Source organism: Ciceribacter sichuanensis (assembly GCF_024055605.1).
GTDB classification, from domain to species: domain Bacteria; phylum Pseudomonadota; class Alphaproteobacteria; order Rhizobiales; family Rhizobiaceae; genus Allorhizobium; species Allorhizobium sichuanense.
In genome coordinates this window covers 43,650-59,272 of record NZ_JAMXLX010000012.1, presented here as the reverse complement: position 1 = coordinate 59,272, position 15,623 = coordinate 43,650, and the positions used below count along the sequence as shown (strand labels likewise).

The 15,623-nt window shown below is 61.4% G+C and carries 15 protein-coding genes; 11 read left to right on the top strand and 4 right to left on the bottom strand.

What is annotated here, in order from left to right; genetic code table 11:
* Window positions 1-24: 24 nt before the first annotated feature.
* The 3 genes from nifK to nifH form a co-directional block, all read right to left on the bottom strand.
* The gene (gene nifK, locus NBH21_RS24110) at window positions 25-1,566 is read right to left on the bottom strand and encodes a nitrogenase molybdenum-iron protein subunit beta (protein WP_250913761.1); all 1,542 of its coding nucleotides are present in this window, start codon (window positions 1,564-1,566) and stop codon (window positions 25-27) included.
* 153 nt (window positions 1,567-1,719) lie between these two features.
* Window positions 1,720-3,231 (bottom strand): nitrogenase molybdenum-iron protein alpha chain, encoded by a 1,512-nt coding sequence (gene nifD, locus NBH21_RS24105; protein ID WP_250913762.1) that lies wholly within the window; start codon window positions 3,229-3,231, stop codon window positions 1,720-1,722.
* Between the two features lie 92 nt (window positions 3,232-3,323).
* On the bottom strand, window positions 3,324-4,223 hold the full coding sequence (gene nifH, locus NBH21_RS24100) for a nitrogenase iron protein (protein ID WP_099061455.1): 900 nt from the start codon (window positions 4,221-4,223) through the stop codon (window positions 3,324-3,326).
* Between the two features lie 389 nt (window positions 4,224-4,612).
* Between nifH and NBH21_RS24095 the strand changes: the two genes are divergently transcribed.
* The 11 genes from NBH21_RS24095 to nifA all read left to right on the top strand — a co-directional run bounded on the left by NBH21_RS24095 (window position 4,613) and on the right by nifA (window position 14,697).
* A complete protein-coding gene (locus NBH21_RS24095) occupies window positions 4,613-4,933 on the top strand; it encodes an iron-sulfur cluster assembly accessory protein (RefSeq protein ID WP_099061553.1) in 321 nt (106 codons plus the stop codon).
* Between the two features lie 13 nt (window positions 4,934-4,946).
* Window positions 4,947-5,333, top strand: coding sequence for a NifU family protein (locus NBH21_RS24090; protein ID WP_250913763.1), 387 nt, complete (start codon window positions 4,947-4,949; stop codon window positions 5,331-5,333).
* Between the two features lie 11 nt (window positions 5,334-5,344).
* On the top strand, window positions 5,345-6,553 hold the full coding sequence (gene nifS, locus NBH21_RS24085) for a cysteine desulfurase NifS (RefSeq protein WP_250913764.1): 1,209 nt from the start codon (window positions 5,345-5,347) through the stop codon (window positions 6,551-6,553).
* Window positions 6,546-7,739, top strand: coding sequence for a homocitrate synthase (gene nifV / locus NBH21_RS24080; RefSeq protein ID WP_250913765.1), 1,194 nt, complete (start codon window positions 6,546-6,548; stop codon window positions 7,737-7,739). Before nifS ends, nifV begins: the two co-directional genes overlap by 8 nt.
* A gap of 62 nt (window positions 7,740-7,801) precedes the next feature.
* Entirely contained in the window at window positions 7,802-8,524 is a 723-nt protein-coding gene (gene cysE / locus NBH21_RS24075) for a serine O-acetyltransferase (protein ID WP_250913805.1), read from the top strand.
* Window positions 8,517-8,900 carry a nitrogenase stabilizing/protective protein NifW gene (nifW, locus tag NBH21_RS24070; RefSeq protein ID WP_250913766.1) on the top strand — a complete coding sequence of 128 codons (384 nt, stop codon included), beginning with the start codon at window positions 8,517-8,519 and terminating at the stop codon, window positions 8,898-8,900. Before cysE ends, nifW begins: the two co-directional genes overlap by 8 nt.
* A gap of 266 nt (window positions 8,901-9,166) precedes the next feature.
* Window positions 9,167-10,021, top strand: a complete 855-nt coding sequence (locus NBH21_RS24065) for an electron transfer flavoprotein subunit beta/FixA family protein (RefSeq protein WP_250913806.1) — start codon at window positions 9,167-9,169, stop codon at window positions 10,019-10,021.
* A gap of 13 nt (window positions 10,022-10,034) precedes the next feature.
* Window positions 10,035-11,144, top strand: a complete 1,110-nt coding sequence (locus NBH21_RS24060; protein ID WP_250913767.1) for an electron transfer flavoprotein subunit alpha/FixB family protein — start codon at window positions 10,035-10,037, stop codon at window positions 11,142-11,144.
* Between the two features lie 13 nt (window positions 11,145-11,157).
* Window positions 11,158-12,465 carry an FAD-dependent oxidoreductase gene (locus tag NBH21_RS24055; protein WP_250913768.1) on the top strand — a complete coding sequence of 436 codons (1,308 nt, stop codon included), beginning with the start codon at window positions 11,158-11,160 and terminating at the stop codon, window positions 12,463-12,465.
* A 42-nt stretch (window positions 12,466-12,507) separates the two neighbouring features.
* Complete coding sequence (locus NBH21_RS24050) at window positions 12,508-12,807, top strand: ferredoxin family protein (protein ID WP_099061448.1); 300 nt, start codon at window positions 12,508-12,510, stop codon at window positions 12,805-12,807.
* Window positions 12,808-12,954: 147 nt separating this feature from the next.
* Window positions 12,955-14,697, top strand: a complete 1,743-nt coding sequence (gene nifA / locus NBH21_RS24045) for a nif-specific transcriptional activator NifA (RefSeq protein WP_250913769.1) — start codon at window positions 12,955-12,957, stop codon at window positions 14,695-14,697.
* On the opposite strand, the gene NBH21_RS24040 is transcribed toward nifA, so the two are convergent.
* Window positions 14,684-15,613: an SIR2 family NAD-dependent protein deacylase gene (locus tag NBH21_RS24040; protein ID WP_250913770.1), complete on the bottom strand. Its 930-nt coding sequence runs from the start codon at window positions 15,611-15,613 to the stop codon at window positions 14,684-14,686. The two genes, nifA and NBH21_RS24040, sit on opposite strands and share 14 nt — an antisense overlap.
* Between the last annotated feature and the right edge of the window lie 10 nt (window positions 15,614-15,623).

The window sequence follows — 15,623 nt, the reverse complement described above, 5'->3', positions numbered from 1 at the left end:
CCGGTGTCAGGGGGCCGGTATGGATCAGCGTGTCAGATCGAAGGAATAATCCGTCTTCGACGGGATCATCGTCTGCTGGTCGTAGACGTCGAAGAACTTGTCGAGGATCGTCGTCAGCACCCGCAGCCCGCCCTGATACCCCATTAGCGGGAAGCGATGGTGATGATGGCGGTCGAAGATCGGGAAGGTGAGGCGCAGCAAAGGCGTGCCGGTATCGCGTTCCAGATACTTCCCGTAGGAACTGCCGATCAGAAGATCGACCGGCTCGGTGAAGAGCAGCGAGCGCATGGCCCAAAGATCCTTGCCGGGCCAGACCTGGCAATCCTTTCCGAAGGGAGAGGAGGCAAACAATTCCTTCATCTCGGCCTCCCAGGCCGCAGAGCCGTTGGTGGCGAGGCAATGGGTCGGCTCGCCGCCGGTTTCCAGAATGAAGCGGGCCATGCCGTAGACGAAATCCGGATCGCCGTAGATCGCGTATTTCTTGCCATGCAGATAGGCTTGGCTGTCGGCCATGGCGTCGACCAAGCGGCCGCGCTCCATGCGCAGCTCTTCCGGGATCTCCTTTCCGGTCATCTCCGAGACCTTCATCAGCAGGTCGTCGGTGCCCCGGACGCCCATCGGATAATGCAGTGAGGCGACCTTCTGGCCAACCTCCTTGCAGTAATCCTCGGTCTTGCGGGTGTTGTAGTGCTGCAGCGACAGCGTCCATTCGGCGTTCAGCGCATCCTTAACGTCATCGATCCTCGTGCCGCCGTCATACATGCGGTATTCGCCGTCCGACGGCGTGTCGTACTGGTCGGACGCATCCTGGATGAAGGTGTAGTCTACCCCCATCAGCGACAGCATGCGCTTGATCTCGCGATTGTTGCCGACGCAGAAGCCGTCGAAGCCGGGGATGAGGTTGAAGCGGCCCTTGATCTCGGTCCGCGGCTGGCCCTTCCAGAAGTGCTCGAACACGCCACGCACCATGTTGTCGTAACCATCGACATGGCTGCCGACGAAGGCCGGCGTATGGGCAAACGGCACGTCGTAGTCGGCCGGCACCGAGCCTTCGTTCTTGGCGTTCTCGATGAAGCTGCGCAGGTCGTCGCCGATGACTTCAGCCATGCAGGTGGTCGACACCGCGATCATCTTCGGCTCATAGAGCGTGTAGGTGTTGGCAAGGCCGTCGATCATGTTCTTGAGCCCGCCGAACACCGCAGCGTCTTCCGTCATCGATGACGAAACGGCCGAGGACGGCTCCTTGAAGTGGCGCGACAGGTGCGAACGGTAATAGGCGACGCAGCCTTGAGAACCGTGCACGAAGGACATGGTCTTCTCAAAACCGGCAGCGGCGAAGACGGCGCCAAGCGGCTGGCAGGCCTTGGCCGGATTGACGACGAGCGCCTCGCGGGCGAGGTTCTTCTCGCGATATTCCCAGGTCTTGGTCAGCTCGCGCTGATCGTCGACCCATTCGCCCGGATGCGGGCATTCGAAGTTTTCCTTCTTGTTCTTCAGCATCTCGACATATTCAGGCTCGCGGAAGAGCGGAGCATGGTCGAGGACTTTTTCGGCTGACTGCGGCATGACTGGTCACCTCCATCCTTGCGGGCCGCGCCATACGGCGGCACCGGGACAATGACGTTTCGACAGGTCCCGAACGGGCTTTTCCCGTGGGCGTTCTTTATGTACCGGGGCCGCGTGAGCCCCTGCCCCCGCCCTGAAGCGAGGGCGGAACCGTCACTCGGCGGCAATCGGCAGCGGTTCGGCCTGCTTCTTCTTCCAGGGTGCGTCGTAAAGGCCCCAGACCGGATTGTTGATCGCAAGGTCCATGTCGCGGGCGAAGATCGCAAACCCGTCATAACCGTGGTAGGGGCCGGAATAGTCCCAGCTATGCATCTGGCGGAACGGGATGCCCATCTTCTGGACGGGATACTTTTCCTTGATGCCGGAACCGACGAGGTCCGGGCGAATACCCTCGATGAACTTCTCGAGCTCGTAGCCGGTCACGTCGTCATAGATCAGCGTGCCGTTCTTCACATAGTGGCTGGTGCGCTGGTAGTCGTCGTTGTGGCCGAACTCGTAGCCAGTGCCGACGATCTCCATGCCGAGATCCTCATAGGCCGTGATGACGTGGCGGGGGCGAAGGCCGCCGACATAGAGCATCACCGTCTTGCTTTCGAGACGCGGGCGGTACTTCTCAATCACCGCATCGACCAGCGGACGGTACTTGGCGATAACCGCCTCAGCGTTCGCTTCGATCTCGGGACCGAAATACTTGGCGATCTTGCGGAGCGAAGCCTCGATCTGGGAGGGGCCGAAGAAATTATATTCCGTCCAGGCGATCCCGTACTTCTCTTCCATGTGGCGGCAGATGTAGTTCATCGACCGATAGCAATGGATGAGGTTGAGCTTTGCCTTCGGCGCCCGTTCGATTTCGGCGAGCGTCGCATCGCCCGACCAGTTGCCGACCACGCGCAGGCCCATTTCCTCAAGCAGGATGCGGGAAGCCCAGGCGTCGCCGCCGATATTGTAATCTCCGATGATGTTGACGTCGTAGGGACCCGTCTCGAATTCGGCATGCTTGTCCTCGCCGGAGAATACCCAGTCGCGGATCGCATCATTGGCGATGTGGTGGCCGAGTGACTGCGACACGCCGCGGAAACCTTCGCAGCGGACGGGCACGATGGTCTTGTTGATCTCTTTCTTCTTCTTGCGCGACACGGCTTCGATGTCGTCGCCGATCAGGCCGATTGGACATTCCGACTGGATCGTCACGCCATTGTTGAGCGGGAAGAGTGCCTCGATCTCGTCGATCACCTTTTCGAGCTTCTTGTCGCCGCCGAAGACGATGTCCTTCTCCTGGAAGTCGGAGGTGAATTGCATGGTGACGAAGGTGTCGATGCCGGTTGTGCCGATGTAGTAGTTGCGGCGCTGCGACCATGAATACTGCCCGCAGCCGACCGGGCCATGGGAGATGTGGACCATGTCCTTGACCGGTCCCCAGACTACGCCCTTCGAGCCGGCATAGGCGCAGCCGCGAATGGTCATGACGCCCGGAATGGATTTGATGTTCGACTTCACGTCGCATTCGGAGAGGGCCTTGCCTTCTTCCGGATCGATCTCGTCGCCCGCCTTGGCGACGTTCAGGTGCTTCTTGCGGCGCTTGGCCGTCTTGTCGGGATATTGGGACAGCACGTCCTCGATCAGTTTCTCGTGGAGTTGGCTGTCGTTTTCATAGTCGAGGCTCATGGTGATTGACCCCTCTTCGGATGGATGGCGAAATACCGCCGGGTTTGAAAGGAGCGCCGGGTCAAGGCCGGCGCCCGGTTTCGTATCGCAGCTCAGACGGCGGCCACGGCCTGCTTGGCGGCTTCCTTCGCGGCAAGCTCGGCAAGCATCTGCTCGTCGGTCTTCATGATGCCGAAGGCGAGCAGCATGTCCTCCAGCTCTTCCATGGTGATCGGTGTCGGGATGGTGCCCTTGCCGGAATTGTCATGGATCTTCTGGGCCAGCTGGCGGTATTCCTGGGCCTGCTGCGAGTTCGGCGCATATTCGATGACCGTCTGCTTGCGCAGTTCAGCATGCTGCACGATGTTGTCGCGCGGCACGAAGTGGATCAGCTTGGAATTGAGCCGCGCCGACAGCGCTTCGGCCAGATCCAGCTCGCGGTCGGTCTGGCGTTCGTTGCAGATCAGGCCGCCGAGGCGCACGCCACCGGAATTGGCATATTTCAGGATGCCCTTGGCGATGTTGTTGGCGGCGTAGAGCGCCATCATCTCGCCGGACATGACGATGTAGATCTCCTGCGCCTTGTTCTCGCGGATCGGCATGGCGAAGCCGCCACAGACGACGTCGCCGAGAACGTCGTAGGACACATAGTCCACGTCGTCATAGGCGCCGTTTTCCTCGAGGAAGTTGATCGAGGTGATGACACCGCGACCGGCACAGCCGACGCCTGGCTCCGGACCGCCGGATTCAACGCACTTGATGCCCTTGTAGCCGATCTTCAGGACATCCTCGAGTTCGAGGTCCTCGACGGAACCTTCCTGGGCGGCAAGCGACAGGACCGTATCCTGGGCCTTGGAATTGAGGATCAGGCGGGTGGAATCCGCCTTAGGGTCGCAACCGACGATCAGGATCTTCTGACCCAGATCGACGAGAGCGGCCAGCGTGTTCTGGGAGGTGGTGGACTTGCCGATGCCGCCTTTCCCGTAAAATGCAATCTGACGCAGAGCTGCCATGACTTTTCCTTCCTTCGCTGAAGCATCCGCGGCCTCTCCCGCGGGGCTGAATATCGGATCGGCAGGCTCGACCGCCGCCACACAATCCGTTTCAAGAGCCGTGCCAGTTTGCAAAAAGGCGGAAGGGATTTTATTTTATCTTTATATTTCAGTATATTAAGAGTCTTTTCCTCTTCCGACCAGCACGACATCGACCTGTCGCAGACGTGACAAACCCGACAGGCCTCCGGTTTTTTGCAGGTTGACGACAGGCCATGTCGGATTGGAGACGTTGTCGCAAAGCCGACAAGCGATCACGCCTTCAACCTATTGTTTTAAAACGAGAAAGATCTTTGGCACGGCTGATGCATGGTCTCTTGCGTCATCCTGGCGAAAAGGAGAAACGCACCATGATAACTCTCACCGAGAATGCCATTTCCGCCGTCAAGTCTGCATTGTCGAAGGCCGTCGAGCCCGCCGAGGGGCTTCGTATCATGGTCGAGGCCGGCGGCTGTGCCGGTTTCAAATACATGATGGGGCTGGAATCGACCGTCCGGGACGGCGACGCCGTGATCGATGCCGATGGTGTAAAGGTCTATGTCGACACCCGTTCCCAGCCACATGTTGCGGGCATGACAGTCGATTTCGTCACCGGGCTCGAATCCTCGGGCTTCGTCTTCGACAATCCGAACGCCGCCGACAAATGCGCGTGCGGCAAGTCCTTCGGTTGAGCGGGAGATGACGATGCACGAACAAGCCCGCGTGGCGCGCGTCACCCTGTTCGACGGGTTGAGCGGTCGGCACTCCCGTCCCGCCTCTCAACCGGCGACGACAGGGGCGATCCCCGACAGCGGCAACCCCGAAACGGTTGCTGCTCCCGATCCAGCCATTCGCGTCGCCATGCTGTTGCGCAGCCGTCCCCTGATCGAAGCGGCATTGGAGGCGATCCGCCCCAACCTTCGGCGGGATGGCGGCGATTGCCAACTGGTAAGGATGGAAGCCGATGCGGTCTACATCCGCCTTTCCGGGGCCTGCGTCGGTTGCCAGCTCGCTTCGGTGACAGTCAACGGCGTCCGCCAGAAGCTGATCGAGGCCGTCGGCATGCCGTTACGCGTCATTCCGGTCGACTGAGGAGCCCGGCGATGAAGCCAATCCGTCGGGATGATCTGGTCTACCTGGATAACAATGCGACCACGCGGGCAGACCCGGCGGTCGTCGCGGCAATGCTTCCCCATTTCAGTGAACGGTTCGGCAACCCGTCCTCCGCCCATGGCTTCGGTGCAGGCGCAAGGGAGGCAGTCCGGTTTGCCCGCAGGCAGGTACAGGCACTCTTGGGAGCCGCGAGCGAGCAGGAAATTCTCTTCACCTCTGGCGGAAGCGAAAGCGACAACACCGCCATTCTTTCGGCTGTTGATGTGATGGCCGGCCGAAACGAAGTCATAGTCTCAGCCGTGGAGCACCCGGCCGTACTCTCGCTCTGTCACCGGCTTGAAGCGCGCCGGGGCATCAGGCTTCACCGCATTCCGGTGAACACGCTGGGGCAACTGGATCTAGACGCCTATCGAGCGGTGTTGTCGGAACGTACCGCCGTCGTCTCTATCATGTGGGCAAACAACGAGACTGGCACGATCTTTCCGATCGAAGACTTGGCCGACATGGCGAAGAAGGTCGGCGCGCTGTTCCACACCGACGCAGTGCAGGCGGCAGGCAGGTTGCCGCTCGACCTCAAGGCGACCGCGATCGACATGCTGTCTCTTTCGGCGCACAAGCTGCATGGCCCGAAAGGCGTCGGCATGCTTTACGTGCGCCACGGCTGTCCCTTCTCGCCTCTGATTTATGGAGGCCGCCAGGAGCGGGCGCGCCGTGCCGGCACGGAGAACGTTCCCGGCATCGTTGGTCTCGGTCAGGCTGCCGAGATTGCCCGCATTTCCGTGTCTGAAGACATGCCGCGCATCACCCGTCTTCGCGACCGGCTCGAACGCGGCCTGCTGCAGAGTATTGGCGGCGTGCTTATCAACGGCGATCCATCGCGGCGGTTGGCCAATACATCCAACATCGCCTTCGAGGGCATCGAGAGTGAGGCATTCGTAGCGTTGCTCGACCGGCGGGGTATCGCCTGCTCCTCCGGCACGGCTTGTTCCTCCGGTTCGATGGAACCGAGCCACGTGCTCAAAGCCATGATGGTACCGCAGGATTTTCTGCCCGGCGCGGTGCGCTTTTCTCTGTCGCGCGACAATAACGAGGCCGACATCGACCGTCTGCTCTCTGTCGCCCCTGCTGTGGTCGCAAGCCTCAGAGGGCAGAGATTCGAGGCATCAGTCCTTCAGCCCGCAGGTCTCGCTCATGTCTGAAAGCGAAATCACCCGCCCCTCCCCGACCCCGGCGGCATTCCTCAACGACACCACTTTGCGTGATGGCGAGCAAGCTCCAGGCGTTGCCTTTTCGCTGTCGGAAAAGCTCGAATTGGCGGAGGCGCTGGCCGCCGCCAATGTCCCTGAAATCGAAGTCGGCACGCCTGCCATGGGGGATGATGAAATCGCGGCCATTCGCGCCGTGGTTTCCCTGCACCTGCCGCTACGGGTGATGGCGTGGTGTCGCATGACCGACGATGATCTTGCCGCCGCGTTGCGCAGCGGCGTTTCCTCCGTGAACCTTTCCCTCCCGGCTTCGGATATCCAGCTTTCCGCCAAGCTCGGCATCGGCCGCGACAGGGCACTGACGATCATCGAGGAGATGGTGCGCAAGGCGTCGAGGGCGGGCCTGTTCGTAGCGGTGGGTTGCGAGGATGCCTCAAGGGCCGATCCGCGCCACCTGCAGCGGGTGATCTGTGTTGCCGCCGCCGCCGGCGCCAATCGCGTACGGATCGCCGATACAGTCGGGATCCTCGATCCGTTTTCGACGGAGACGTTGATCGGGCCACTTGCTGAGCAATCTCCGATTCCGCTTGAATTCCACGCGCACAATGATTTCGGCCTTGCGACAGCAAACGCGCTTGCCGCCTTCAAGTCCGGAGCGAGGAACCTTTCGGTCACCGTATCGGGCCTCGGAGAAAGGGCCGGCAACGCTCCTCTGGAGGAGGTGGCGGCTGTGCTGCAACTTATGCACGGCGTCCCGACGGGGCTTGATCTTCCAGCGCTTCCGGGACTGGCAGCGATTGTGGCGCGGTGTGCGCGCCAGCCGCTGCCGATGAACAAGCCTCTGACCGGAGCCAATGTCTTTACCCATGAATCCGGCATCCATGTCGCGGGACTGCTCAACGACCGCCAAACCTATCAGGGTCTCGATCCTGCGGAATTCGGGAGGAACCACCGGATTGCCATCGGCAAGCATTCCGGCGCGGCAGCGCTTGCCCATGTGCTTGGCCAGAACGGTAGGGTGGCCGGAAGGGAAACGCTGGCAAGGCTGCTCGTCGAGGTCCGGCGTCTCGCCGTCGAGACCAAGGCGGCGGTGCCGCAGGATGAACTCATCCGTCTGTGCGATCGCCTTCAGGAGCCGGATACCGGGAGAGGAAGCGGGCAATGTCGTTCATCATGCTGACCAGCGGGAGATCCCGCGACAAGGCGAAAGACCTGCCTCGACATGGCAAGGGCCTGCTGAGGATGATCCGCGACGACATCGCCTGCGTGAAGGCTCGCGATCCCGCGGCTCGTTTTGCTCTGGAAATCATGCTCACCTATCCGGGCGTGCATGCGATCGTGTGGCACCGCCTGGCCCATAACCTGTGGCGGAGGAGAGTGCACTTTCCAGCGCGCTTCCTCTCCTGGCTTTCGCGGTTCCTCACCAATATTGACATTCACCCCGGGGCGGTCATCGGAGAACGTTTCTTCATCGACCACGGTGCGGGAGTCGTGATCGGTGAGACCGCGGAAATTGGTGACGACGTGACACTCTATCACGGCGTCACCCTCGGCGGCACGTCATGGTCGCCGGGCAAGCGGCATCCGACGCTTGGATCGGGCGTGCTGGTTGGCGCCGGCGCCAAGATCCTCGGGCCGATCACGATCGGGGCCGGCTGCCGGATCGGCGCCAATTCGGTGGTCATTGAAGATGTCGCTCCCGGCATGACGGTGATCGGTATTCCCGGCCGGGTGGTGAAGCCTGCCCACGACCGCCGACGCCTCGGAAATGGCCGGATAGACCTTGAACATCACCTGATGCCCGATCCCGTCGGCGAAGCGGTTTCCGCGCTCGTCGACCGCATCGACTTCCTGGAGATGCGCCTTGCCCGCCTGCAATCCCGGTTGGTTCGCCAGCCGGACACCAGCGTGCCTGTCGCGACTTCCACCAACCAGCCGCAACACAAGGAGGCTCCTCATGAGTGACTGCTCGTCCAATTCCCGTCCAATCGACGTCGACAACATCCTCGATCGCCTGCGCGGCCTTTCCTCCGCCGAGGATTTTTTTCACGCGCTCGGCGTTCTCTACGACGCCAGGGTGCTGAACGTCGCCCGCCTGCATATCCTCAAACGCATGGGCCAGTATCTGGTCGAGGAGGACTTCGACGGCCTGCCTGACCGGGTGATCGCCGCCCGCGCTCGTTCGACACTGGAGCGCGCCTATTCCGATTTCGAGGCGACCTCTCCGCTCTCCCAGCGGATTTTCAAGGTGCTCAAGGATCATGATCCGGACAAGCCGGCCGAAAAGCGGGGCGCCTTCGTCTCGCTCGAAACCGCGCTCAAGCCCTTTGCCGAACAGTAAGCCCCTGTTGACCCCCAACTCGGCCGGACCGCCCCTCGCGGCCGGCCGTTTTTTTTGTGAACCGCCCGACAGACGGGGTCGCGCCACATCCTTGCCGCGGAGCTGACGCGACATTGTCGAAAACCCGACAAAACATCCAGACACGTCGGAAACTCGGCAGAAACAGCACTTTATTTTCAAATACTTAAAGTCGATCCGCAAGGCTGGCACGGATTATGCTGATGAAACATCAAAGCTTTCAAGCGACCATGATGGAGGTGCGCGGCATGCATATCGTCGTCTGTATCAAGCAAGTGCCGGACTCGGCGCAGATCCGTGTCCATCCCGTGACCAACACCATCATGCGGCAGGGCGTTCCGACTATCATCAATCCCTTCGACCTGTTCTCGCTTGAGGAAGCGCTGAGGATGCGTGACACCCATGGCGGCGAGGTCACGGTGCTGACCATGGGGCCGCCGATGGCGTCGGAATCCCTGCGCAAGGCCCTGACCTTCGGAGCAGATCGTGGCGTGCTTCTGACAGACCGCTTTTTCGCCGGCTCCGACACGCTCGCCACCTCCTTTGCGCTTTCGGCGGCGATCGAGAAGATCGGCAAGGTCTATGGCAAGGCGGACGTGATCTTCGCCGGCAAGCAGACCATCGACGGCGACACCGCCCAGGTCGGCCCCGGCATCGCCAAGCGCCTCGATCTCCTGCAACTGACCTATGTCGCCAAGATCGCTGCCGTCGATCCCTCGGCGCGGGAAATCACCGTCGAGCGGCGCGCGGAGGGCGGCACACAGGTGCTGCAGACGAGGCTCCCTTGCCTCGTCACCATGCTGGAGGGCTCGAACGAGATCCGCCGGGGCACACTGAACGATGCGCTACGCGCCGCCCGTGCCGAAATCGTGACGTGGAATGCGGCCGATGCCGGCATCGAGGACCTGACGAAATGCGGTTTGCGCGGCTCGCCAACCGTCGTCAAGCGGGTCTTTGCCCCGACCGCCCGGCAGGAGAAGGCGACGATCATTGGAGAGGCAGGCGATAATGCACGCGATCTGGCTGACAGCCTGATCGCCACGCTCTTTGCCCGCAAACCCGCCCTCGAACCGGCGCTGGTCGCCAGCGGTTGCGCCGCATAGGAAGGATGATGACATGACCGAAGAGGCAAGAAAACCAGCAGCGCCGGCCGGCGGCCGGGCGGGCATGAAGAAGGAACTGCCGGAGCACTTCAAATCCTACCGGCACGTCTGGGTGGCGATCGAGCTGGAACGGGGACAGGTACATCCGGTTTCCTACGAACTGCTCGGCTGCGGCCGCAGACTGGCCGATAAACTTGGCGTCCAACTGGCCGGTGCAGTGATCGGGCCACCCGGCGAAGCCACATGGCATGCGGTGGCTGAGACCTTCGCTTACGGTGCGGACATGGTCTATCTGGTCGAGGATCCGGTCCTGAAGGACTATCGCAACGAGCCCTATTCGAAGGCGCTTACCGAACTCGTGAACGCCTACCAGCCGGAAATTCTGCTGCTCGGCGCCACCACCCTCGGCCGCGACCTTGCCGGTTCCGTGGCAACCACCCTCAGGACCGGCCTCACCGCCGATTGTACCGAACTCGACGTCGACGATGACAAGTCGCTCGCAGCGACACGACCGACCTTCGGCGGCTCGCTGCTCTGCACGATCTACACGCTGAACTACCGTCCGCAGATGGCGACGGTGAGGCCCCGCGTCATGGCGATGCCGGAACGACAGGAGCGGCCGGTCGGCCGCGTCATCCAGCACAAGTTGTCGATGGTGGAGGAGGACATCGTCACCAAGGTGCTGAGCTTCATCCCGGATGGCCAGTCCTCCAAGGTCAACCTCGCCTATGCCGATATCGTCGTGGCCGGGGGGCTCGGTCTCGGGGCAGCGGAAAACTTCCAGCTCGTCCGCAATCTCGCCTCTACCCTCGGCGCGGAATATGGCTGCTCGCGGCCGGTCGTGCAGAAGGGTTGGATGCCCTCCGAACGACAGATCGGCCAGACCGGCAAGACCATTCGACCGAAGCTCTACATCGCCGCCGGAATTTCCGGCGCCATTCAGCATCGCGTTGGCGTTGAGGGAGCGGACCTGATCGTCGCGATCAACACCGATCCCAACGCGCCGATCTTCGATTTCGCCCATATCGGCCTCGTCACGGACGCCGTACGCCTGCTGCCCGCGCTGACCGAGGCCTTTGTCCGGCGCCTCTCGCCCCACAACCGCGACAAGCTCGCCAGCTAACGGAGACGTCACCATGATCGAGGAAAAATTCGATGCCATCGTCATCGGGGCCGGCATGTCCGGCAACGCAGCAGCCTATACGCTGGCAAGTCGCGGATTGAAGGTGCTGCAGCTCGAACGCGGCGAATATGCCGGTTCGAAGAATGTCCAGGGCGCCATCATGTATGCCAGCATGCTGGAAAAGATAATCCCGGACTTCCGCGAGGATGCCCCGCTGGAGCGGCATCTGGTGGAACAGCGTTTCTGGATGATGGACGACACCTCCCATACGGGCATGCATTACCGCTCCTCCGACTTCAACGAGGAAAAGCCGAACCGCTACACGATCATCCGCGCCCAGTTCGACAAGTGGTTTTCGAGCAAGGTGAAGGAAGCGGGTGCGACGGTGCTGTGCGAAACGACCGTGACCGAGCTTGCCCGCGACACCAATGGCAAGGTGATCGGTGTCCATACCGACCGCCGCGGCGGCGCGATCTTCGCCGACGTGGTTGTGCTTGCGGAAGGCGTGAACGGCCTGCTCGGAACCCGTGCCGGCCTGCGCGATATGCCGAGACCGGAGACGGTGGCGCTCGCGGTCAAGGAAATGCACTTCCTGCCGGAGGAAGTCATCTGTCAGCGCTTCGGGCTGGCCGGCAACGAAGGCTGCGTGATCGAAGCCGCCGGCACGTTTTCGCAGGGCATGACGGGGCTGGCCTTCCTCTACACCAACAGGGAATCGATTTCGCTCGGCGTCGGCTGTCTGGTCTCCGACTACGCCAAGACAATGGAAAGCCCTTATGCGTTGCTCGAGGAATTCAAGAACCATCCGTCGGTCAAGCCGCTGCTCGCTGACTCCGAAGTCAAGGAATATGCTGCGCATCTCATCCCCGAAGGCGGATACAAGGCGATTCCGCAGCTCTTCGGCGACGGCTGGGTCGTCGTCGGCGATGCCGCCCAGCTCAACAACGCCGTCCACCGCGAGGGCTCCAACCTTGCCATGACCTCCGGGCGCCTGGCGGCTGAAGCAATATTCCAGGTCAAGAGCCGCAAGGACCCGATGAACGCGGAAAACCTCGCCCTCTATGGGAAAATGCTGGAGGAATCCTTTGTGATGAAGGACCTTAAGAAGCACAAGGACATGCCCGCCCTGCTGCATACCAATTCGCAGAATTTCTTCATGACCTATCCCCAGCTCATTTCTGCCGCCGCACAGAGTTTCGTGCGGGTCGACGGCACCCCGAAGATCGACAAGGAAAGGGCGACCATGGCGCAATTCGTCAAGAACCGCAGCCGTTGGGGCATGGTGTCGGATGCCGTCAGGCTCGCCTTCGCCTGGCGCTGACGCCAGCTCCAGGACCTAACCAATAGAACGAGGAGTTCCGAAATGACCATTGCCGTCAAGGATGTCCGGGTCGAGGACAAGCTTTTCCAGAACCGCTACCTCGTCGATGTCGGCCGCCCGCATATCACGGTGCGGCCGCACGAAACGCCGAGCCCCAATCTTCTGGCGCTGACCAAGGTCTGCCCCGCCAAATGCTACGAGCAAAACGATAAGGGCCAGGTGGAGATCACCGCCGACGGCTGCATGGAGTGCGGCACCTGCCGGGTGCTCTGCGAGGCCTCAGGCGAGATCGAATGGAACTATCCGAGGGGCGGTTTCGGCGTACTCTTCAAGTTCGGCTGAGCCTCAGACCTTATGCTGAACGGGCTCTGTCCAAATCGAATTGACAACCGGCGGTATGGGCGTACTCTCGCTGTCATATAAAAAAATTCGGTTTGGGGAGGTTGCCCTTGGAATAATCCGGTCCGGGATGGTCCAAGAGGTCTTCAGATGAACCGCTATGTCGAGCATGTCAGTCCGCCGCGCAGGGAGCAGGCTTCTTCTGACGCTGCCGTCAAGTCCAGTCGCCGCGCGACCGTCTCCTTGAGCGGTATCTACGAGATATCGAAGGTTCTGGCGGAACCGGCGCGACTGGAAATCACACTCGCCAATGTCGTGAACATTCTCTCGTCCTTCCTGCAGATGCGGAAGGGAGCGCTGATCGTGCTCGACGATAACGGCCTGCCGGAGATTGTCGCCACTGCCGGCTATTACCACAAGCCCGGCGAGGACCATTTCATGCCAATTCCGCAGGCTGTCATCGACCAGATTGTGGCGACGGCGACGCCGCTGGTCGTTCCGGATACCGGCCGTTCCCACCTTTTCCCGGAAAGCGAGCCGGGTGTCTGTTTCATCGGCGTCCCCGTCAAGGCCAGCCATACGGTGCTTGGAACCCTCTCGATCGACCGGACCCGAAAGGAAGGCGCTGACTTCACGCTCGATGACGACATGCGCTTCCTCACCATGGTCGCCAATCTCGCGGGCCAGACCATCCGTCTCCACCGTATCCTGAGCGAGGATCGGCAGCGCCTGATCGACGAGCAGCGTCGTCTCGAAAAGTCGCTGGACGGAAGCACGGAGGTGAGGTCACGGCGGGCTTCCGGGAAGAAGACCGGACGCATCGTTGGCGAGAGCCCTTCCGTGAAGAACGTCCTGGATATCATCAACATTGTCGCCAGAACCAATTCGACAGTGCTGCTGAGAGGCGAAAGCGGGACGGGCAAGGAGCTTTTCGCCCAGACCATCCACGAACTCTCACCGCGTCACGATAAGCCCTTCGTCAAGCTCAACTGTGCGGCTCTTCCCGAAACCGTGCTCGAATCCGAACTCTTCGGCCATGAGAAGGGCGCATTCACCGGCGCCAGCAACCAGCGCGCCGGCCGCTTCGAACTGGCCCACGGAGGCACACTGTTGCTCGACGAGATCGGCGAGATTTCTCCCGCCTTCCAGGCCAAGCTGCTGCGCGTGCTGCAGGAGGGCGAATTTGAGCGCGTCGGCGGCAACAAGACGTTGAAAGTAGATGTGCGGCTGATCTGTGCGACGAACCGCGATCTTGAGGATGCGGTGCGCAAGGGCGAATTCCGAGCCGACCTCTACTATCGGATCAGTGTCGTGCCGGTAGCACTGCCGCCGCTGCGGGAACGGCCGGGCGATATTCCGCGGCTGGCCGAGGCTTTTCTGGATCGCTTCAATCGTCAGAACAGCCGACACCTGAGTTTCAGCCGGACCTCGCTCGACCTCATTTCCCGCTGTTATTTCCCCGGAAACGTTCGGGAGCTTGAAAACTGCGTGCAGCGCACGGCGACGCTCACCCGCTCGGAGGTCATCGGTCCTACTGATTTCGCCTGTAGCAGCGGGCAGTGTCTGTCCGCCCTTCTGTGGAAGGGCAACGGCAAGGTGCCGCACAATAACGATATCGACATGCTCGCCACCGGCCACATCATACCGGCCGACGTTCCAACTCCGTCATCCAAGCCGCAGGAAACGCGCGTCATGCCCGGCGGCAACCCCTGCAATCCGGCCGATCCCGCCTGTCCGGCCAACGGCAATCGTTTGACCGAGCGCGAAAGGCTGATCGAAGCAATGGAGCGTTCCGGCTGGGTGCAGGCGAAGGCGGCGCGCATTCTGGGCCTGACACCGCGCCAGGTGGGCTATGCGCTGCGGCGCCACGACATACCGGTCAAGAAATTTTGACCGGTTGCACCGTTTCTGCTGCTGCGCCCATGCCTTCTTGTGCGAGAATGGCGACTGCATCCTCGAGTGGCATATCGATTAGCGTGATGCCGTTTTCAGCGAGGAACCGGCGCTCGTTCCGGCTCAGGCTTGCTGCGTCCATGACAGCATAATGCGGTCCCTTCGATCGCTTGATGATCTGTCGTGCATAGGTGCGCAGCATCTGGTCGTGGAACCGGCAGCCGATAAACACAAAACCGAGGTTCCCGCGTCTCTCCTTGACGCTGTCGGGGATCGGTGTCTGGATGTCGATCTCAGTCAGAACCTCGACGTAGTCGGAATCTGCCACCAGAAAATTGCCGGCTGGCCGTGCGCCGCCGTGAGGCTCATAAAGAACCGTGCGGGCCTGCGCGGTGACCGCATCGTCGCAAGCCGCGTCATCTGCGCGATAGACCCGGGTCCAGATGTCGCGAACCTCTCCGGCCCGGGTTATGCCCTGGATGCTGATGAAATCCTCCGGGCCGCTCTCTTTGAGCGCCGCCCGCATGGCTCCGTCGTACCAACTGTCGACGATGAGCGGCAGGGAGAGAGCAGCCAGCCAGCGGTGCAACGCTAACGGCTTCGGTGTAGCCGCGAAGATCTCTGCCATCCACGCCTTCAGCGTGTTCCTGTGCCGGCGCTGCTCGATGTACTGAGCGACCGACCACATATTGGTGCGAATACGCGATGGTGCAGGCGCCTTGATGTTGAGAGCCACGGCGACAGCCTCAGGCGAAGCGGGTACGGAAGCCTCGCCGACTGTGAGCGCAACAAGGCCGGGGCCGAGATAAGGAGCGGTTACGCCCTTCTCCAAACCGCTCCTGACATCGAGAAGGGTGCTTCTCGCCTCGTCGTCACTGACGCAGAACAGGAAATCGTTATGCAGTATCGCGTTCATGACCTTGTTC